We start from the raw sequence: 17,445 nt of genomic DNA, 5'->3' as shown, positions 1-17,445 counted from the left end.
GAACGCGGCGGCTCAGCCCGCTTCCGTCGTCGTACCCGGAGCGGAACGCGACTGCCGGTGCACCGCCAGGGCGATGTCCACGATCGCGATCACGGCCAGCACGGCCATCACGACGGTGAGCCAGGTGATCCCGGCCACGAAACCGAGCACCCCGAGGCCGATCGCCGCTATCAGGGCGAACGAGCCCAGGCGAATGTGGACGACGTCGCGCGGGGTGGCCGCGACCATGGGCTTCCCGCTCGCCGAAGTCTCCTCCGGCATCTCTCCTTCGGCCGTCATGTTTCCCTCCTTGGTTGGAACGCCCTTTTACCCGGATGCCCCTCTGTCATGTGTCCGGCTCACGTCTCGTGCGACTGCCCGAGGGCTCTCACCAGTCCTTCGGGATCGGAGACCGTGAGAGTTGCGGCTGGATGGGTCAGGAGGTGGCCGGGTACCAGGGCGGGCACCGGGACGTGGAACCGGACGCACACGCCCCGCCCGGTGCCGGTGCCGAACGTCACCCCGCGGTCGGCGAACGACAGGTGCGGCCCGATGGCCTTCCACGGAGCGTACGGGCCGGTCACGGTGGTGCCCGCGACGTTGGACAGGGGCGTGCGCAGCGACCAGAGGCCGAAGCGAACCGAGAGATCGCCCTCGCGGACCTCGGCGAAGGCCCTCTGAGGGCTCACCCCGACCATCAGCAGCGGTATCCGCCACGCCGGGTCGAATTCGAACGCGAAACGCGTCATCCCCTCAGGACTCCCAGGGGGCGCTCTCGCCCATCTTGGCGTAGTACCTGGCCAGGTGGGCCTTGATCCGGTCGAGGTCCTCCCCGGGCACCTTGACCCCGCCCCTGGCTCCCTGCAGGATCCCTCCCGCGGCTCGTACGGCGTGCGGCACCACCTTGAGCCTGCCGTCGATCACGTCGGCGATGGGAAGCTTGTAACTCCCGAAGTTGTCCGGCTCGTCGCCGTCGTACCAGAGGTGGGCCTCTCGGTATCGGGCATTGGGCTCCTCCTCGGCGTCCGACCATGATCGGACGCGCTTCTCGGCCGCTTCGCCGTCCCAGGCCCTGTCGTGCTCGGCCAGTGGCAGATCCTGAAACCGGGTGACCGTCATGATCTCGCTCCCTTCGTCGAGGGTTTCCCTACCCGGCTGACCGGCCCCATGCCTGCCCGGCGACATATTTGGACTTTGTCAGGGGAGGGGGTCGGCATGACGGACACTCCTGAGACGAGCGAAGACACGGCCGAGCGTGAAGGCGCCGAGACGGGCGGCACCGAGAGCACCGGTGCCGAGAGCACCGGTGCCGAAAGTGACGCCCCCGCGCAGGATCCGCCGCCCGCGGGTCCGCGGGGCATCGACGGCGAGAGCAGGGTCGTGGCGGAGCGGTCGGGGGCGGACACGACCTTCCCCGAGCGACCACTTCTGGCGGATCCCGACGACGCGCGCCGCACTCCTGAAGAGGAAAGACCAGAGGGTGTGAGCGAGGCCAAGGCCGAGACCGAAACCGAGAACGAGGTCGACGGCGAGATCGCGGGCGACGAGGGAGAGGACACGTCCGGTGACGGGGCGCCGGAACCGGAGGTCGGCCCGGCCTCCTGAGAGCCGCCCTCTTTGACCTGGCGCCCTATGGTCCCCGGCCCGAAAAGGGCGGACGGCCCCGCCCGACGAGGGTGGACAGGGCCCGGGGCAAGGACTCCTCCCGACATGGCGGTGGGGGCCGGAAAACCGGGCCCCCACCGCCATATGAGTCGCGAGTCAGCTCTTGAAGGCGTCCTTGACCTTCTTCGCGCTGTCCTTGACCTTCTCCCCGGCCTGCTTGAGGTTGCTCTCGGTCTGGTCGGCCTTGCCTTCGGCCTCAAGCCGCTCGTTACCGGTGGCACGTCCCGCGCCTTCCTTGACCTTGCCCCCGAGCTCTTCGGTCTTGTTGGCGATCTTGTCGTCGTGACCCATGGTGTTATCCCTCCCGTTGTGGAGTTTTGTCCACTTCGACTGGTCCCCTCTCCTCCAGAGGAGGGGGTAAACATGCCTGCTCTGGGCGCGGTCGTCGCCCGGCCGATCCGGCGTCGCTCCCCTGGAGGCGCTCGCGAGGGGTGGAGCGTGATCACGCCCCGCCCCGGGACCGCCCGAAGGCACTCATCCGGCCGGGGTCCGTCCCCCCTCCGGAGGGGGGACGGACCCCGGCCGGGAAACGCTCGTGGCCAGGGGGAACGGCCGTTCCGGCCGGGCGACGACCGCGCCCGGAGGAAAAACGAAATGAGGGATGCTGCGCTTTCAGCGAAAAGCGCTGACAGCGAACGAGCGGAAAACGCGGCTCCCCGCTGGACTATGGTCGCGGGTATTCGTTTATCGGCAAACCTCGGGTTCGGAGTAGGTGGAAGACATGAGTGGTCCCCAGATCGTCCCCGAAGACCAGCTGTATCAGAGGCTGCTGCGCAAGCGGATCGTCGTGCTCGGCAGTGAGGTGAACGACGAGGTCGCCAACCGGATCTGCGGGGAGCTGCTCCTGCTCTCCGCCGACGACGACCGTCGCGACATCTGGCTCTACATCAACTCACCCGGCGGCTCGGTGTCGGCCGGAATGGCCATCTACGACGTGATGCAGTACATCCCCAACGACGTCGCCACCGTGGGCATGGGCATCGCGGGGTCCATGGGGCAGTTCCTGCTCTGCTCGGGCGCTCCCGGCAAGCGCTACGTCCTGCCGCACGCCAGGGTGATCATGCATCAGCCCTCGGGAGGCCTCGGGGGCACGGCCGCCGACATCGCCATCCAGGCCGAGCAGATGCTCTACACCAAGCAGATGATGCGCGAGCGGATCGCCTTCCACACCGGCCAGCCGCTGGAGCGGATCGAGGAGGACTGGGATCGCGACCGCTGGTTCACCGCCACCGAGGCCAGAGACTACGGCTTCGTCGACCAGGTGATCAGAAACACCAGCGAGGTGGTGTCCGAGGGCTGACATTCCGCTCCCGAGGACGATCTCCTTTTGGGAGAATATTTCCTCCGGGAGTGATCGCGCTCTCGGAGTGGTTTCCTGCGGCCATTCTGCGTGTTTCACATGGAATGGTCTGGCGCCATTTCCGGCCTTGCCCGGAAATGGCGCCATGCGACAAAACGGTGCCGCGCGATGAATTGTCGCCCTTTTGGTCGTCGAGGGGCCGCCGGCCGGGCTTTCCTCGTCAGTGCCGGCAGAGCAGGCAGCGTACGGCGTGTTCGAGGGACTCCGCGTCGCCGATGGGCGAGGGCCATGGCAGCCGGATCAGCGTCGGGTCGCTGTCGACGCCGCAGCGGACGGTCGCCCCGAAGCGGTCGAGCTCCCAGAGCCAGGCCTCCGGCACCGGCGCGGCGAGCAGGGAGACGAGCGCGGCCTCCAACTGCCGGCGGTGGGAGCCGTTGATGTGATGGAGCATGCGCTCGGCGTCGTCCATCAGGGGGTCGGGGGCGGCGCCCAGATACTCCTCCGCGTCCAGCAGGCCCGACTCCGGCCCGGTGAGATAGATCACCCTGCCGACGTCGACGCGGATCAGCCGGGGGCCGTCCATCCCCTCCAGCGTCTCGAACAGGGCCTCGTCCGGGCAGCGTTCGGCGATCGCCACCGCCGTCTCCCTCACCTCGGCCTTGGGCACCGCCTGTGCCCAGCCCTGCACCTTGAGCAGGCCCCGCGAGAGCTCGTGCCCTCCCAGTGAGCGGGTCGACGTCAGATCCACGGTCACCACGGGCTCGTCTCGCACGTCATGGAGCGGATCGCCGGGCAGGACGAGCAGCACGGGTCGTCCGGCGCCGTCCACGCCGCCCCTGGCGGGTGTCGCGGGAGCGTTGGTTCCGGAGACGGAGACGTGGGTGGGAGCGGCGGTGGCTGCGAGGGTGCGGACCCGCTCGGGGATCGGCGGAGCGGTGACGGGCTGCATGAACCGGCTCTCCTTGAGGTCGGGGACACTGCTGTGTGTAAGATTAGCCTTGCCTAACTAAGGTAAACCTAACCACAGAGGAGTGAGCATGCGCTACACCGGGCCGAAGGTGCGTCTTTCCCGGAGGGCCGGCGTGCCGCTGACCCGTAAGGCCGTCCGATACTTCGAGGAGCGCCCCTACCCGCCGGGTGAGCACGGTCGCAAGACCAACCGGCGGCAGACCGGTGACTACGGGCTGCGGTTGATGGAGAAGCAGAAGCTCCGCTGGTACTACGACGTCTCCGAACGGCAGATGCGCCGCTACTGGGACATGGCGCTGCGCGGCACCGGCCGGGCGGGCGCGGAGCTGGTGGTGCTGCTGGAGACGCGCCTCGCCTCCCTCGTCCTGCGCTCAGGGCTCGCCCCGTCCATCTACGCGGCCCGCCAGTACGTCGCCCACGGCCACATCACCGTGGACGGCCGCAAGGTCGACATCCCCAGCTACCTCGTCAAGCCGGGCCAGGTCGTCGCGGTGCGCGAGAGATCACGCCGGATGCAGCCGTTCGTCGCGGCGTCCGAGGGCGTGTACGCGGACGACCGGACGGCCGCCTACCTCGACGTCGACCACGCCGACCTCCGGTTCACCCTTTTCAGCCGCCCGCTGCGCGAGCAGATCGTGGTCCCGGTGGACGAGCAGCTCGTGGTGGAGTTCTACTCGCGCTGACCCGGCGCCTATCCGCGCCGCCGGCCCGCCGCCTTCCGGGTGGCGGGCTTTCTCACGCCACCGTTCGCCGAGTCCTTCGAATCCGAGCCGTTCTTTCCCCCGGAGCCGTTCTTCCCTGCGGAGCCCGAGCCGTTCCTTCCCCCGGAGTTCGTGCCGTTCTTCCCCGCGGAGCCCGAGTCGCCGTTCGCCGTGCCCTTCGCCCTCGCCGTGCCGTTCATCGGCGCCGGAACCCGGTCTCGCAACTCCCGCACCTCGGCCCGGAGCGAGGCCAGTTCGGCGAGTACGGTCCTGCCCAGTTCCTCGGTCGCCTGTACGGACTCCTCGGCGTGCTCCTCCTCCATCGCGCTGACCACCACCGCGATGAACAGGTTCAGCACCACGAAGGTGCACACCAGCATGAACACCACGAAGAACAGCCACGCCGACGGGTGCTCGTCCATCACCTCCCGGGTGATGTCGGACCAGGCGTCCCCGGTCATCATCTGGAACAGGGTGAACAGCGAGGTGGGCAGGTCGCCGAAGTACTCGGGGGCGGTGACGTGGTAGAGCTTCGTGCTCATCACCGCCGCGACATAGAGCACCAGCGCCAGCAGCAGCACGATTGAGCTCATCCCCGGTAGCGCCGTGAGCAGCGCGGTCACCACCCGGCGCAGGCTGGGCAGCACGGAGATGAGTCGTAGCGCCCGCAGGATGCGCAACGCGCGCAGCACCGAGAGCCCGCCCACCGTGGGGAGCAGCGAGACCACCACGATCGCGGTGTCGAAGAGGTTCCACGGGTTACGGAAGAACCGCCAGCCGTAGGCGTAGAGCTTCGCGGCGAGTTCGGCGACGAAGATGTAGAGGGCGAGGTGGTCGACGACGACGAGCGCCGCGCCGTACGGCGCGGCGCTCGTCGTCGTCGAGGTCTCCAATCCGAGCGTGACCGCGTTGATCACGATGACGGCGATGATGAACTGCTGGAAACGCTGCGTTTCGAGCAGGCGGCGGAGACGCTCGCGCGGTGGCACGGGGACTCCCGGGAGTCAAAAAGGTCAAGGACAAGCAAAGATCATAACGGACCGATGAAGACCGAAATCCGCCTTTTGTGGGGGCGAGATGTCCCAAATATTTGATCTTTGTGGTACGGGAACGTTCCGTGCAAAGGAGAGTGTGCCGAACCGTTTTTCCGGTTCTGTTCCTGTGCCTCGCCCGGCGGGCGGAGACGCAGGGCGGGGCCCACATGGGCCCCGCGCGAGCGAGGTGTTCAGTCAGGGGGGCCGTACGGCTCGATTCTCGGATCGGAGTAGGGGCCGCCGCCCGCCTTCGGGGCGACCCGGCGGGCGGCGACCTCGCTCACCCGCAGGCCGTACAGGCCCTGGTCGGGGTCGATGAGCACCAGGCCGTAGTCGGTGTCGACGTCCTCCTCGGGCAGCTCCAGGCGCCGCATGGCCTGCGCGAGCGTGGCGTCGGGCGGGAGCCGTACGGTGATCAGGAGCATGCACTCACGCTACGCGCCTGGCGCGGCGTCGCAACGAGGCGAGCATCCCGGGGGTGTCGACGACTCCGTAGCCGTAGTCGTGGTCGAACCCGATGTCGCCGCGGTCGTCGGCGGTGCGCCGGAGCAGGGTGCGCAGCTGGGAGGGTGACAGCCGGGAGGAGGGCCACAGGGTGCGGATGGCCGCGACGACCCCGGCGACGACGGGGCACGCGGCCGAGGTGCCCGAGTCGGCCTCGTCGTCGCCGAAGGCCCGCGAGCCGGAGAAGTGGGTGAAGGCGCAGAGATCGGGCTTTCTCACGGTGAGGCGGCCGGGCCCCTGCGAGGAGTAGCCGACCCGCTCGCCACGGATGTCGACCCCGCCGACCGACAGGACGCGCGGGTGGGAGTTCGCGCCCGTGATCGGCCGGTTGGCGTACGCGCACCGGCCGTCGGGGCAGTCGCGCCCGCAGTTTCCCGCGGCGAACAGCACGTCGGCGCCCGCCTGCTCCAGGCTGGAGACGATCAGGTTGAACGGGTGGGCCGGGTTGTCGGAGTAGTTGCCGGGATGGCCCGCGGGGAAGTCCCAGCTGGGGGAGAAGGAGCCCCAGCTGTTGGTGACGACGAGGGAGCGTGAGGCCGCGGGCTGGTCTTCGAGGACGGTGCGCAGGTGGGCGAAGGCGGCGACCGCGTCCGACAGCAGGCCGTCCAGCGCCGAGCCGCCCGGACGCCGGGAGAGCAGCACGGGCACGTCGATCAGCGACGCCCTCGGGGCGGCGATGAGCGCGTCGAAGGCGCACATCGTGCCGTGGTCGATGGGGAACTCGCCCGCCTCGCCCCGCACCCCCGACGGCTTCCAGCTGCGCTGGGCGTCGAGGGCCACGCCGCGGTCCAACTGCCGGGCCACGTGCGCGGCGTTGATGCCGCTGTCGAGCACCGCGAGCGCGACGCCCGAGCCGTCGAGGCCCTCGCGCGCCAGCTCGGAGACGTGGAGCAGCCGCTCCACGTCGCGCCAGTCGCCCACCGGTGGCGTTCCGCCGCAGGTGAGGCTCCGCTGGATCATCGGGTCGGCGAAGACCCCCACCACGTCGGGACGCAGCGAGGGCAGCAGGGTGACCCGGGTGGAGATCTCGTCGTCGGAGATCTCCCCGCGGACCAGGACGGAGGCCTCGTCGTCGGCGAAGGAGAACGTGAGCGGCTGGTTGAGCGAGAGGGGATCGCCCCCGGCGAGGGGGACCGGGCGGGGAGCGACGACAGGGGTGAAGGAGGGGTCCACGACGACGCCGGGCAACGCGTCGGCGACGTCGGCCGCCGCCGTGCTCACCGAGGGGTCGGCCACGGCCGCGACGACGTCGGGGGATGGACGGAGCTGGAGCAGGACCCGCATGTGCACCACCGGGGCTTGAGAGGATCGGGCTCCACCACGTTCCTGCATCCGTCTCGACCGCGTCCAGCCGTTGAAACCACCCTCTATCTGGCCTCATGGCATGTAACCCACACAAACGACAGGGATGGATTTCCTTCCCTGCGCGGGTGCCGGTGACTAGCGTTGGGCGGCATGACCGCAGAGGCGGAGACGACTCCACCCCCCACCCCAGATGTCCGGCACACCCACTGGCTGAGCACCCGGCCCAGACTGATCGTCGCCAGTGGGTTCATGCTCTTCCTGGAGCTGGCCCTGATCCGATGGACCGGATCGAACATCGTTCATCTGAGTTACTTCACCAACTTCGTCCTGTTGGGGTCGTTTCTCGGTATCGGGCTCGGCTTCCTCCGGGTGGGACGCACCACCCGGCAGCCGTACTACTCGCCGATCGTGCTCGCCGTCCTGGTGCTGGTCGTGTGGCTCTTCCCGGTCACCGTGGACCGCCAGACCGAGGGGGTCCTGTACTGGACGAGCCTGAGCGAGAGCGGGCCGCCCGCCTGGCTGATCCTGCCGGTCATCTTCGCCGCGGCGGCGATCGTGCTGATGGGCCCGGCCGAGCTGGTCGGGCGGTGCTTCCCCGAGCTGGAACGGCTGGAGGCCTACCGCTACGACCTGATCGGCAGCCTCGGCGGCATCGCGCTGTTCACCGCGCTGTCGTTCCTCAGCGCGCCCCCGGTGGTGTGGGGGTTGATCGCCGCGGTCGCCTACGCGGTGCTGCTCTGGCCCCGCAAGGTCTGGGCCCGCGCGGCGCTGCTCGTGCCCTCCCTCATCGTCGTCGGGGTCCTCGCGACGGAGTCGCTGACGGCCGGGGCGCTGTGGTCGCCCTACTACAAGGTGACCTACGTGCGCGGCTACTGGAACGACGTGCCGCTGATGGACATCAAGGTCAACGGCATCCCGCACCAGCAGGCCAGCCCGGCCAAAAGCCGCCTGGAGTGGGAACGCCAGTACGCCCTGCCGTACGAGCGCGCGACCTCGGGCAAGCTGGACGACGTGCTGATCGTGGGCGCGGGCAGCGGGACCGACGTGTCGATCGCGCTGTCGAAGGGCGCCAAGCGTGTGGACGCCGTGGAGATCGACCCCAAACTGCTCGAACTCGGCCGCTCCTACCACCCCGACAGCCCGTACAGCGACCCCCGCGTCACCGCCCACGTCACCGACGGCCGCGCCTTCCTGGAACGGACCTCCGACAAGTACGACCTCATCCTCTTCGCGTTGCCCGACTCGCTCACCCTGGTGTCCGGGGCGAGCTCGCTGCGGCTGGAGAGCTACCTGTTCACTCAGCAGGCGATGGAGGCGGCGAGGGACCACCTCAAGCCCGGCGGCACCTTCTCGATGTACAACTACTACCGCGAGACCTGGCTGGTGGACCGCCTCGGCTCCACCATGCAGGCCGCCTTCGGCCACAAGCCCTGCGTCGACATCGTCAGCGAGACCGGGCAGCAGGCGGTGATCACCGCGGGTCTCACCGCCGAGGCGCAGCGCTGCGACTCCGAATGGGCGGGGGCGACCGCCGACACCCCGCCGCCGAGCGGTGACGACCGGCCCTTCCTCTACCTGAAGGACCGGACGATCCCGCAGATCTACGTCATCACCCTCGGCCTGATCCTCGTCGTCAGCCTGCTCGCCGTCCGCGCCGTCGCCGGTCCCTACCGGCGGATGCGCCCGTACGCCGACCTCTTCCTGCTCGGGGTGGCGTTCCTGCTGCTGGAGACGAAGAGTGTGACCGGGTTCGCGCTGCTGTTCGGCACCACCTGGGTGGTGAACGCGATCGTGTTCGGCGGGGTGCTGGTCGCCGTGCTCGCCGCGGTGGAGGTGACCCGCCGCTTCAGGGTGCCGTCGCTGCCGGTGATGTACGGGGTGCTGCTCGCGGGGCTGGTCCTCGCCTGGCTGGTGCCCAACTCGTGGCTGCTGAGCCTGCCGCTGCCGGTGCGTGCCGTGGCGGCCGTGGTCGTGGCGTTCCTGCCGATCTTCGCGGCCAACGTGGTGTTCGCCAAGCGCTTCGCCGACTCCGCGGACGCCACCGTGTCCTTCGGGGCGAACCTGCTGGGCGCGATGGTCGGAGGCTGCCTGGAGTATCTGGCGCTGGTCATCGGCTACCAGGCACTGCTGATCGTCGCGGGCCTGATCTATCTGGGGGCCTTCGTCCTGCTGCCCAGGACCGCGAGGGGCGTCGGAGCGGCCAAGGTCGGCTGAGCCCGGCGGGCTCCGGGAAAAGCGCCGGTGGCCCGTCCTCCTTCGCGGAGGGCGGGCCACATGCGTGCGGGATGGTCGGCGGCGGAGCCGGTCGCGCGGGGCGGTCAGAACCCGCAGAGCTCGTCCAGGGACGCGGCCTCGCCCTTGCCGTTCGGGGTGGGCGTCTGGCTCGGCTTGGCCACCGCCGTCCTGGAGGGCTTGGGTGTGGCGGTGGGCGTTGATCCGCTCGCGCCGCTCGTCCCGGGGGAGGCCGTCGCGGCGAGGGGCCGACGGGCCGGCTGCAGTGACTGGCGCAGCGTCCTGGCGGTCGCGGCACGGATCTTCTGCCAGTCGGGCGAGCCGGTGTAGAACTCCGGCGGCACGAACTGGAGGCTCACAATCCTCGCGTCCTTGACCTTCAGCCCCAGTTCGGTGATGTGCTCGAGCAACTCGCGAGGGATGTCGGTCTTGGCCATCTTCTTGGCCACGTTCGCGATCTTGACGAAGTTGGTGAGCACGACCGACGGGGTGGCCTGCTGGGTGAAGGCGCCGATGACGCAGCGCTGGCGGGCCATCCGGGAGAAGTCGTCGCTGCCGACGCGGGAGCGCCCGTACCAGAGGGCCTCCTCGCCGGTGAGCTTCCGGTATCCGGCCTTGATGGTCCCCGCGGTGCCGTAGAGGCCGCCCCAGGGCACGTCGCTCTCCACCCTGATCCTCAGGCCGCCGATGGCGTCCACCAGGTGGGCGAAACCGAACATGTTGACCAGGGCGTAGTAGTCGATCTTCAGGTTGAGCGTGTAGCCGATCGCGTCCATGAGGGCCCGAGGGCCTCGATGGCCGTCCTTGACGTCGGGCATGAGCTCGGGGTGGTCCTCGGCGTACTGCCAGACCTCGTTGAGCAGGCCCCCGTTGGGCAGCTCGCGCATGAACCCGTCGGGGAACCGCTTGCCGAGCGGGGTGTTCGGCGGGAAGCGGACGTGCTGGAGGTTGCGGGGGAGGCTGAACATGGCGGTGTTGCCGGTCGCGACGTGCACGCTGGCCATGGTCATGCTGTCGGTCCGCACGCCCTCCCGGTTTCCGGCGCCGTCGCCGCCGACGAGCAGGAAGTTCACCCGCTTGCGCCCGCCCCACGGGTCCTCGTGCTTGACGGGGGCCGCCGTGGGGTTGGCCGAGGCGCTCTCGAAGATGCTGTTGGCCGCGTCCTTGACGGTCAGCACGGTGCTCGCGGTCAGCGCGAACGGCGCCATCACCGACACGCACAGCACGCCGACCGCGATTCCCGACACGATCTGTCCCCTGCCGCTGAGCCGGTCGGGCCCGAGGGAGACGTAGGAGAAGAGCACCAGCAGGAACCAGGCGATCGCGCCGACGATGGCGAGGACCGCCCCGGTCATCAGTGTGCTGTCGCGGGCGACGAAGCCCGCGTTTCCGTCACCGCTGAGGACGAGCGCGCCGACCAGGGCGGCGAGCAACAGCGCGCCGAAGATCGTGAGGAGGATGTATCCGGTGCGGCGGTGTCCCGCCCGCAGGTGCGCCGCGCCGGGCAGGAGCGCCGACAACGCGGTCCAGCCGATGAGCGCGCCGACCGTCATCGGCTTGGCGAACCGCGGCCGCTTCCCGGGCGGTCCGGGAGGGGCAGGGGGGCCGGGAGGCGACCCTCCGCTCTGGCCCGGTCCTCCGGGACTGCTGGGCCCTCCGGGCGGGGCTGCTCCCTGAGGCTGAGCCGGTCCCGCGGGCTGGTCGGGCCGCGGTCCAGCTCCGGCCTGCGGGGGAGAGGCCGCCTCGGTCTCGGGCGCCCCTCGGGAAGGAACGGACTCCTGTGCGTCGTGCGTGGCCTGCCCGTCGCGTACGCCGTTCGGGGGAGGCGTCCCCTGCCCGCCGCGTACGTCGTGGGGGGAGGGCGTCCCCGGCCCGTTGTGCGCGCCCAGAGGGGAGCGCGCCTCCTGCCCGTCGGTGGCGCCCCGTACGCCGGGCCGGGTCTGCGGGGGTGTGCCCCGCCCGTCCGGCACGCTCTGGGCCTGGCCGGGAGCCGCCCGGAGTCCGCTCACCGCGTCCCTGGAGGGGGACGCGTTCTGCCCGGAGGGAGAGCCCTGCGCCTGTGGCGTGCCGGGTGGGGCGGCGGGGGGCTGTGTCTCGGCCGGCCCCTGCGCGACGCCACGACCTGCACCTTGGCCGCCGCCGCGGCCCGCGCCCTGGCCACCGCTGCGGCGCCGGGGGCGCCGTTTCCCGTTCCCACTGTCGCCGGCGAGATCCCCCGAGTCTTGCCCAAGGCGCATCGTCACACCGCTTCCTACTACGTCTTGCCCCGGTCTACCTGGCAAAACAGCCAAGGTTCCCCGATTGAACGGAATTTGCCAGGATTCTAGTCCCCATACCTGGACATGACAGACAGATAGCTAATCTGTGGTTAATGATCGTTTAAGTCGTGATGTTATCTAAGATGTCGCTGAAGACGGTGCCAACCAGGTGTTGCACTGGAACGTCTTGTTCTTCTCGTAGCCCTGCCGGAACCACCGATGGTTGTTCGCCGGGGAACCGTGGTCACGGGGGTAGCCGGGCCAGTCGCCCACGCGGGAGTAGAAGTAGTAGAGGGTGTTGCGCCGGGCGGGGGTCACCGGATAGCTGGCCGAGACCGAGCGCATGAACATCGCGCCGAAGCAGGTCGCCTGGAGCTCGAACCGGCGGCTGAGCGCGAGCCTTCCGCTCTGACTGCCGGAGCGGAGCGACTTCTGCCACCAGGTGTCGGACAACCCCGACAGATGCTGCACATGGTGTCCGTACTCGTGCGCCATCATGCTGACGACCCCGCCGTGCCAGTCGGTGATGGAGCCGTACCCGCCGGAGTTGCCCACCCCGCGCACCATCGCCCTGGTCGAGGCGTAGATGGTGGTGTTGCGCGGGCAGTAGTAGGGCACCATGCTGCCCGGCGAGGGAAAGTCGCCACAGGCGCCGCGGCCCTTCGTCGCGGTGAGGGCGTAGCCGGGCGGACGCCAGTCCATGCCCTGCTCGCGCATGATCCGGGACCAGCCCTTGTCCATGCATCTGGAGGTCTTGAGGATCAGTGCCTTGAGCTGACTGTGGCTGTAGATGCTGGCCGATCCCGCCGGGCAGTTGACCCTGGGAAGCCCGCCGACCCGGTAGAGCGTGTTCTTCTCCAGGCTGGTGTTGAGCGCCCGCGCCCTGGTCGGGGGCGTGACCGTGTCCTTCGAGGCGTCGGAGGAGGTCGTCGTCCGCCGCGGTTCGCTGGACGCGGTCCGCGCGGGCTTCGCGGTGGGCCTGCCGTCCAGGGAGGTGGGCGGCGGCGAGATCGCGACCGGCGAGACCGAAACCGAGCGGCGGCTGTTCTTGGCCACCGCGCCCATCACCACGAGCCCGAGGAAGACCAGCGCGAACACGCCGAGGAACCCGCCGACGATCGCTCCGGCGCCACTGGAACGAGAGCGCTGCGGCTGCCACTGCGGTGGCGGGTAGGCGTGCCGCTGCCGCAGGTCCGGTGGTGGCGGGGCCGGGTGACTGTACGGCGGCGGGGGCGGATGACCGTACGGCGATGGTGGCTGGGATGGATGACCGTACGGCGGCGCCGGCGGGGCCGGATCGCCGTATGGCGATGGTGGTGGGGGCGGATGACCGTACGGCGGCGGCGGGGCCGGATGGCCGTACGGCGCCTGACCGCCGGGCAGTGTAGGCATATGCCGGTATCCCTGTTCCGGCGGCGGCTGCTGCGGGCGCGCCGGCGAAGGCGGAAACCGGGGCGGATATCCGGAGGGCGGTGGCTGGGGGTGGCTCTGGGGCGGGCTCGGCTGCCGGGAGGCGGGGGGATACCCGTAGCCGGGAGGGAATCCCTGTCCTGGCGGCGACGCCGGGTGGCTCCCGTGCCCCGGCGGCGACGCTGGACGGTCTCCCTGCCCCGGCGGTGCCGGTGCGTATCCGGCCTGTCCCGGAGGCGGCGCCGGAGGGTTTCCCTGTCCCGGCGAGGGGTGCCCCTGCTCCGGGTACGTGGGCAGGATGAGCGTGTGCGGATAGCCCTGCCCCGGCGGCGACGGGTGTCCCTGCCACGGCGACGCCGGACGGTCTCCCTGTCCCGGCTGCGGTGGATACCCCGGTGGCGGCTGGGGGTGGCCGTGAGCCGCCCACCCGGGCGGCTCCTGAGGTGGTCGCCCCCCTGGTGGAGGGGGTGGTGGAGGATGTTGTCCGTTGCCTGTCACGCTGTCTCCCCGTTACCCCGAGCGTCTGATATGAGCTACAGGTCCGGACTTTTGCCGAATTTGGGGCGTAAGCATACTGATTTATCATCCGTCACGGATGTCGCTGCATTCGATTACATTCCGAAATCATCCGAGGTGATCTCCGCTATGTACCGGACCGATCCAGGGCCCGTGACCTAGCTTCAAACCATGAATCTGCAGCAGCTCCGCTATGTGGTCGCGACGGCGGAGCATCGCACCATGACCGACGCGGCCAGGTCGCTGTACATCGCACAACCTGCCCTTTCCCGTGCGATCAGGGATTTGGAACGAGAGCTCGGGATGACGTTGTTCGCACGTTCCGGACGTGGCGTGGTCGTCACGGCACAGGGACGCCGGGTGGTCAAGCTGGCCCGGGAGGCACTCGACGCCGTCCGCGAGATCGAGTCACTGTCCACGCACGGCCACGCGTCCGAGGCGGAGCTTCGCATCGCCTCGATACCCAGCCTCGAACCGGGGCTGGCAGGACGCCTCCTCCCCGCGTACACCGCGGAACATCCCGGGGTACGCATTCACATCGTCCGCTGTGACGGGCGGGACGGCGTGGTGAGCGCCATCAGGGACCAACGGGCCGATCTCGGCCTGACGGACCTGCCCGTCCCCACCGATCTGGTCAGCCACCCGCTGGAGCGCCAGGAGATCGTGCTGATCTCCCCGCCCGGCGTGGACCTGCCCGACCCGGTGCCGATGAGGAGACTCAACGGCATGCGGCTGGTGCTGCCGGTTCCCGGCAGTTCCCGGCGCAGGGAGTTCGACGCGCTCTTCGCCAAGCACGGTGTGGCCCCCGTGGTGGCGACGCAGCTCGACGAGCGCGGCAACTGGCTGAGCACCGTCCGTTCGGGTACGGCCTCGATGCTCTGGTACCGGGGGATGGCCGAGCAGGCATCCCGCGCCGGGCTCGTGGTCCGCACCCTCGATCCCTCGGTCCGCCGGGTGATCGCCATCGTTCACGCGCGGCGGCGGCTGCCCGCCATCGCCCAGGAGTTCCTGTCCGTGGCCGAAAGTGGGTCGGCCGCGTAAGGACCCTGTGGTTCGCTGGTTTTCCCAGATTTCCCCCAGAGGCGGCGCAGGTGGGAGCGCCGTCCTCTCCGACACCGGGGCTATAGGCTCGGTCTCGATGACTATCCTGCGCCTGCGTGGCCGTGAGTTCCGGCCCGGCGAGTTCGCGATCATGGCGGTGGTCAACCGCACCCCCGACTCCTTCTTCGACAGGGGAAGGACGTACGGCTTCGCGGCGGCCCTGGAGGCGGTGGACGGTGCCGTCGCGGGAGGCGCGGACATCGTCGACATCGGCGGCGTGAAGGCGGGTCCCGGCGACGAGGTCGATCCCGCCGAGGAGATCCGCCGGGTGGCCGACCTGGTCGCCGAGGTCAGGCGCCGCCATCCCCGGCTCATCGTCAGTGTCGACACCTGGCGCGCCGAGGTCGCCGAGGTCGTCGCCGAGGCGGGCGCGGACCTCCTCAACGACACCTGGGGCGGGGTGGACCCCGAGCTGGCAGGAGTCGCCGCCAGGCACGGCATCGGCCTGGTCTGCGCGCACGCCGGGCGCGTGACCCCACGCACCCGCCCGCACCGCATCGCCTACGCCGACGTGGTCGCCGACGTCATCGGCTACACCGTCGACCTCGCCGAGCGCGCCGTCGCCGCGGGGGTGCCCAGGGAGTCGGTCCTCATCGACCCGGCGCACGACTTCGGCAAGAACACCTGGCACTCCCTGGAGGTCAGCCGCCGCCTGGACGAGATGGTCGCCACCGGCTGGCCGGTGCTCGTCGCGGTCTCCAACAAGGACTTCGTCGGAGAGACCCTCGGCGGCCTGCCGGTGGACGAACGCCACGCCGGGACCATGGCCACGCTGGCGGTCTCCGCCTGGCAGGGCGCCCGGGTCTTCCGCGTCCACGACGCCGCCTCCGCCCGCGCCGCCCTGGCCACCGTGGAAAGACTGCGCCGGTGACGCCGGTGGATCAGGAATAGATGACGGAGAGGAAGCGGATCAGGATCGCCTCTCGCCGATCGGCGGGAAGGGCGTCGAGAACCGCGTTGACCACGGCCATCTCCGGCTGCCCTGAACCGCCCAGGTCCACCCCGACCGCGGACGCCAGCTCACCGAAGGCGGCGTCGTCGAGCGCGTCCAGGTCCAGGCCCGCCACCAGTTCCACCAGCCCTTCCGGCAGCTTGGCGGGACCCCGCTCTCGCGCGGCCTCCACGGATTGCGCGATCACTTCCAGCATCGCCTCGACGCCCCGCAGCGTCACCCCGGTCACCGTGATGTGGATGTTGGCCGGGATGCCCGCGTAGGACAGCTGCGGCTGCAGGAACCAGCCGCGTCTCCGCGCCTCGTCCGACAGCACGAACACGTCCACCCCTTCGCCGCCGGAGTCCCCGTGGGAGCCACTGCCGGAGCCTCCGTCGGAGCCGAAGGCGACGAGCGCCGACTCCGGGTCACCGAGCACCCGCAGCCCCGGGATCTTCGCGATGCCCGCGCGGAGCTCGCGGGCCGCCGCCAGGGTGGTGCGCCCGAGCTCCAGGTAGCCCTCCCGGCCCAGGGCTTGGAGGGTGGCCCACGCGCCGCCCAGCGGGCCCGCGGACTTCGAACTCTGCACGGTGGCGTTGATCACCGTGTAGCCGGGCCACGACGCCGAGGCGAAGTACGCCCGCCGCCTCATCGCCGGATCGGCGAACAGCACGACCGAGGCGCCCTTCGGGGCGTAGCCGAACTTGTGCAGGTCGCACGAGAGCGACGTGACCCCGGGCACCGACAGGTCGAAGGGCGGGATGTCCGCCCCGGCCTCGCGCAGCCACGGCAGCAGCCACCCGCCCACGCAGGCGTCGACGTGGCACGGCACGCCACGCGCGGCGGCGATTGCGGCGATCCCGGCGACCGGGTCGATCACGCCCTGCGGGTAGGACGGAGCCGAGGCGACCACCAGGACGGTGTCCTCGGTGATCGCGGCCTCGACGTCGGAGGGGGAGGTGCGGAAGGTCACCGGGTCCACCGGCACGGCGTCCACCACGAGCCCCAGGTAGTGCGCGGCCTTGTGGAAGGCCGGGTGCGCGGTCACCGGGACCGCCATCCGGGGGCGTCCCGCGGTCTCCCGCGCGTCCCGTGCCGCCTTCACCGCCAGCATGATCGACTCGGTGCCGCCGCTGGTGAAGATGCCCGACCCGCCGCCGAGCAGCTCGGCGACCGCGCCGACGACCTGTTTCTCCATCTCCACCACGCTGGGGAAGGCCGTCGGGTCGAGGGTGTTGACCTCCAGCATCTCGAAGTAGGCCCTGGCTGCGGCCTCGTGCACCTCTGGCCGCCCGGTGTCGTAGACGTACGCGGTCACCTTGCCTCCGCGCACCGGCAGGTCCTCCAGCTTGAGGCGGGTGATCTCGGCCAGCAGTTCCTCGGTGCTGCGGCCCTTGTCGGGCAGGCTCATCGCTCTCCTCGGGGGTACGGCTCGCGCGGGCCGGAAGGGAACGGCCCGCGAGGGCCGCCGGGAAAATGCCAGCATCACACGAATCGACCCGTACGGGGGATACGACGGAGGCCCGTCGCCCGGCCGAGC

General features: G+C 70.1%; 17 protein-coding genes. 6 read left to right on the top strand and 11 right to left on the bottom strand.

The window, feature by feature from the left end; genetic code table 11:
* Positions 1 to 12: 12 nt before the first annotated feature.
* The 3 genes from ACFY3V_RS29550 to ACFY3V_RS29540 are packed head-to-tail and all read right to left on the bottom strand — an operon-like array spanning position 13 to position 1,098.
* The gene (locus tag ACFY3V_RS29550) at positions 13 to 279 is read right to left on the bottom strand and encodes a hypothetical protein (protein ID WP_350949216.1); all 267 of its coding nucleotides are present in this window, start codon (positions 277 to 279) and stop codon (positions 13 to 15) included.
* Between the two features lie 59 nt (positions 280 to 338).
* On the bottom strand, positions 339 to 728 hold the full coding sequence (locus ACFY3V_RS29545) for a hypothetical protein (protein ID WP_362896902.1): 390 nt from the start codon (positions 726 to 728) through the stop codon (positions 339 to 341).
* A gap of 4 nt (positions 729 to 732) precedes the next feature.
* Positions 733 to 1,098 (bottom strand): hypothetical protein, encoded by a 366-nt coding sequence (locus ACFY3V_RS29540; protein ID WP_389778070.1) that lies wholly within the window; start codon positions 1,096 to 1,098, stop codon positions 733 to 735.
* A gap of 96 nt (positions 1,099 to 1,194) precedes the next feature.
* Here ACFY3V_RS29540 and ACFY3V_RS29535 point away from each other — a divergent pair, with 96 nt between their 5' ends.
* Entirely contained in the window at positions 1,195 to 1,584 is a 390-nt protein-coding gene (locus tag ACFY3V_RS29535; protein ID WP_389778068.1) for a hypothetical protein, read from the top strand.
* A gap of 156 nt (positions 1,585 to 1,740) precedes the next feature.
* On the opposite strand, the gene ACFY3V_RS29530 is transcribed toward ACFY3V_RS29535, so the two are convergent.
* Positions 1,741 to 1,935, bottom strand: coding sequence for a CsbD family protein (locus ACFY3V_RS29530; RefSeq protein WP_362505991.1), 195 nt, complete (start codon positions 1,933 to 1,935; stop codon positions 1,741 to 1,743).
* A gap of 430 nt (positions 1,936 to 2,365) precedes the next feature.
* Here ACFY3V_RS29530 and ACFY3V_RS29525 point away from each other — a divergent pair, with 430 nt between their 5' ends.
* Positions 2,366 to 2,944 carry an ATP-dependent Clp protease proteolytic subunit gene (locus ACFY3V_RS29525; protein ID WP_350949211.1) on the top strand — a complete coding sequence of 193 codons (579 nt, stop codon included), beginning with the start codon at positions 2,366 to 2,368 and terminating at the stop codon, positions 2,942 to 2,944.
* A 220-nt stretch (positions 2,945 to 3,164) separates the two neighbouring features.
* Here the strand turns inward: ACFY3V_RS29525 and ACFY3V_RS29520 are convergent, their stop codons facing one another.
* A complete protein-coding gene (locus ACFY3V_RS29520) occupies positions 3,165 to 3,893 on the bottom strand; it encodes a DUF2470 domain-containing protein (RefSeq protein WP_389778065.1) in 729 nt (242 codons plus the stop codon).
* Between the two features lie 88 nt (positions 3,894 to 3,981).
* On the opposite strand from ACFY3V_RS29520, the gene rpsD reads away from it, so the two are divergent.
* Positions 3,982 to 4,596 (top strand): 30S ribosomal protein S4, encoded by a 615-nt coding sequence (gene rpsD, locus ACFY3V_RS29515; protein WP_389778063.1) that lies wholly within the window; start codon positions 3,982 to 3,984, stop codon positions 4,594 to 4,596.
* Between the two features lie 8 nt (positions 4,597 to 4,604).
* Here rpsD and ACFY3V_RS29510 read toward each other — a convergent pair whose 3' ends face one another.
* The 3 genes from ACFY3V_RS29510 to ACFY3V_RS29500 form a co-directional block, all read right to left on the bottom strand.
* Positions 4,605 to 5,603 (bottom strand): ion transporter, encoded by a 999-nt coding sequence (locus tag ACFY3V_RS29510; protein WP_389778061.1) that lies wholly within the window; start codon positions 5,601 to 5,603, stop codon positions 4,605 to 4,607.
* Between the two features lie 236 nt (positions 5,604 to 5,839).
* Positions 5,840 to 6,073: a hypothetical protein gene (locus tag ACFY3V_RS29505; RefSeq protein WP_389778059.1), complete on the bottom strand. Its 234-nt coding sequence runs from the start codon at positions 6,071 to 6,073 to the stop codon at positions 5,840 to 5,842.
* Between the two features lie 4 nt (positions 6,074 to 6,077).
* On the bottom strand, positions 6,078 to 7,436 hold the full coding sequence (locus ACFY3V_RS29500; RefSeq protein ID WP_389778154.1) for a S8 family serine peptidase: 1,359 nt from the start codon (positions 7,434 to 7,436) through the stop codon (positions 6,078 to 6,080).
* 171 nt (positions 7,437 to 7,607) lie between these two features.
* On the opposite strand from ACFY3V_RS29500, the gene ACFY3V_RS29495 reads away from it, so the two are divergent.
* Positions 7,608 to 9,671: a spermidine synthase gene (locus tag ACFY3V_RS29495; protein WP_362903042.1), complete on the top strand. Its 2,064-nt coding sequence runs from the start codon at positions 7,608 to 7,610 to the stop codon at positions 9,669 to 9,671.
* Between the two features lie 104 nt (positions 9,672 to 9,775).
* Here ACFY3V_RS29495 and ACFY3V_RS29490 read toward each other — a convergent pair whose 3' ends face one another.
* Both ACFY3V_RS29490 and ACFY3V_RS29485 read right to left on the bottom strand, forming a co-directional pair.
* A complete protein-coding gene (locus tag ACFY3V_RS29490; protein ID WP_389778056.1) occupies positions 9,776 to 11,698 on the bottom strand; it encodes an LCP family protein in 1,923 nt (640 codons plus the stop codon).
* 387 nt (positions 11,699 to 12,085) lie between these two features.
* The gene (locus tag ACFY3V_RS29485; protein ID WP_389778054.1) at positions 12,086 to 13,339 is read right to left on the bottom strand and encodes a neutral zinc metallopeptidase; all 1,254 of its coding nucleotides are present in this window, start codon (positions 13,337 to 13,339) and stop codon (positions 12,086 to 12,088) included.
* Between the two features lie 705 nt (positions 13,340 to 14,044).
* Between ACFY3V_RS29485 and ACFY3V_RS29480 the strand changes: the two genes are divergently transcribed.
* Both ACFY3V_RS29480 and folP read left to right on the top strand, forming a co-directional pair.
* Positions 14,045 to 14,914 carry a LysR family transcriptional regulator gene (locus tag ACFY3V_RS29480; RefSeq protein WP_362903048.1) on the top strand — a complete coding sequence of 290 codons (870 nt, stop codon included), beginning with the start codon at positions 14,045 to 14,047 and terminating at the stop codon, positions 14,912 to 14,914.
* A gap of 97 nt (positions 14,915 to 15,011) precedes the next feature.
* On the top strand, positions 15,012 to 15,845 hold the full coding sequence (gene folP, locus ACFY3V_RS29475; RefSeq protein WP_350949203.1) for a dihydropteroate synthase: 834 nt from the start codon (positions 15,012 to 15,014) through the stop codon (positions 15,843 to 15,845).
* A 10-nt stretch (positions 15,846 to 15,855) separates the two neighbouring features.
* On the opposite strand, the gene ACFY3V_RS29470 is transcribed toward folP, so the two are convergent.
* Positions 15,856 to 17,316 (bottom strand): aspartate aminotransferase family protein, encoded by a 1,461-nt coding sequence (locus tag ACFY3V_RS29470; RefSeq protein ID WP_362903050.1) that lies wholly within the window; start codon positions 17,314 to 17,316, stop codon positions 15,856 to 15,858.
* Between the last annotated feature and the right edge of the window lie 129 nt (positions 17,317 to 17,445).

It is taken from the genome of Streptosporangium sp. NPDC000095 (assembly GCF_042899335.1).
GTDB lineage: Bacteria > Actinomycetota > Actinomycetes > Streptosporangiales > Streptosporangiaceae > Streptosporangium.
This window is presented reverse-complemented; position numbering and strand designations above follow the sequence as displayed.

Excerpts from the sequence above, each read along its gene's own strand:
- ACFY3V_RS29550 (WP_350949216.1), bottom strand. The coding sequence starts at position 279 with ATGACGGCCGAAGGAGAGATGCCGGAGGAGACTTCGGCGAGCGGGAAG.
- ACFY3V_RS29545 (WP_362896902.1), bottom strand. The coding sequence starts at position 728 with ATGACGCGTTTCGCGTTCGAATTCGACCCGGCGTGGCGGATACCGCTG.
- ACFY3V_RS29540 (WP_389778070.1), bottom strand. The coding sequence starts at position 1,098 with ATGACGGTCACCCGGTTTCAGGATCTGCCACTGGCCGAGCACGACAGG.
- ACFY3V_RS29535 (WP_389778068.1), top strand. The coding sequence starts at position 1,195 with ATGACGGACACTCCTGAGACGAGCGAAGACACGGCCGAGCGTGAAGGC.
- ACFY3V_RS29530 (WP_362505991.1), bottom strand. The coding sequence starts at position 1,935 with ATGGGTCACGACGACAAGATCGCCAACAAGACCGAAGAGCTCGGGGGC.
- ACFY3V_RS29525 (WP_350949211.1), top strand. The coding sequence starts at position 2,366 with ATGAGTGGTCCCCAGATCGTCCCCGAAGACCAGCTGTATCAGAGGCTG.
- ACFY3V_RS29520 (WP_389778065.1), bottom strand. The coding sequence starts at position 3,893 with ATGCAGCCCGTCACCGCTCCGCCGATCCCCGAGCGGGTCCGCACCCTC.
- rpsD (WP_389778063.1), top strand. The coding sequence starts at position 3,982 with ATGCGCTACACCGGGCCGAAGGTGCGTCTTTCCCGGAGGGCCGGCGTG.
- ACFY3V_RS29505 (WP_389778059.1), bottom strand. The coding sequence starts at position 6,073 with ATGCTCCTGATCACCGTACGGCTCCCGCCCGACGCCACGCTCGCGCAG.
- ACFY3V_RS29500 (WP_389778154.1), bottom strand. The coding sequence starts at position 7,436 with ATGCGGGTCCTGCTCCAGCTCCGTCCATCCCCCGACGTCGTCGCGGCC.
- ACFY3V_RS29495 (WP_362903042.1), top strand. The coding sequence starts at position 7,608 with ATGACCGCAGAGGCGGAGACGACTCCACCCCCCACCCCAGATGTCCGG.
- ACFY3V_RS29485 (WP_389778054.1), bottom strand. The coding sequence starts at position 13,339 with ATGCCTACACTGCCCGGCGGTCAGGCGCCGTACGGCCATCCGGCCCCG.
- ACFY3V_RS29480 (WP_362903048.1), top strand. The coding sequence starts at position 14,045 with ATGAATCTGCAGCAGCTCCGCTATGTGGTCGCGACGGCGGAGCATCGC.
- folP (WP_350949203.1), top strand. The coding sequence starts at position 15,012 with ATGACTATCCTGCGCCTGCGTGGCCGTGAGTTCCGGCCCGGCGAGTTC.
- ACFY3V_RS29470 (WP_362903050.1), bottom strand. The coding sequence starts at position 17,316 with ATGAGCCTGCCCGACAAGGGCCGCAGCACCGAGGAACTGCTGGCCGAG.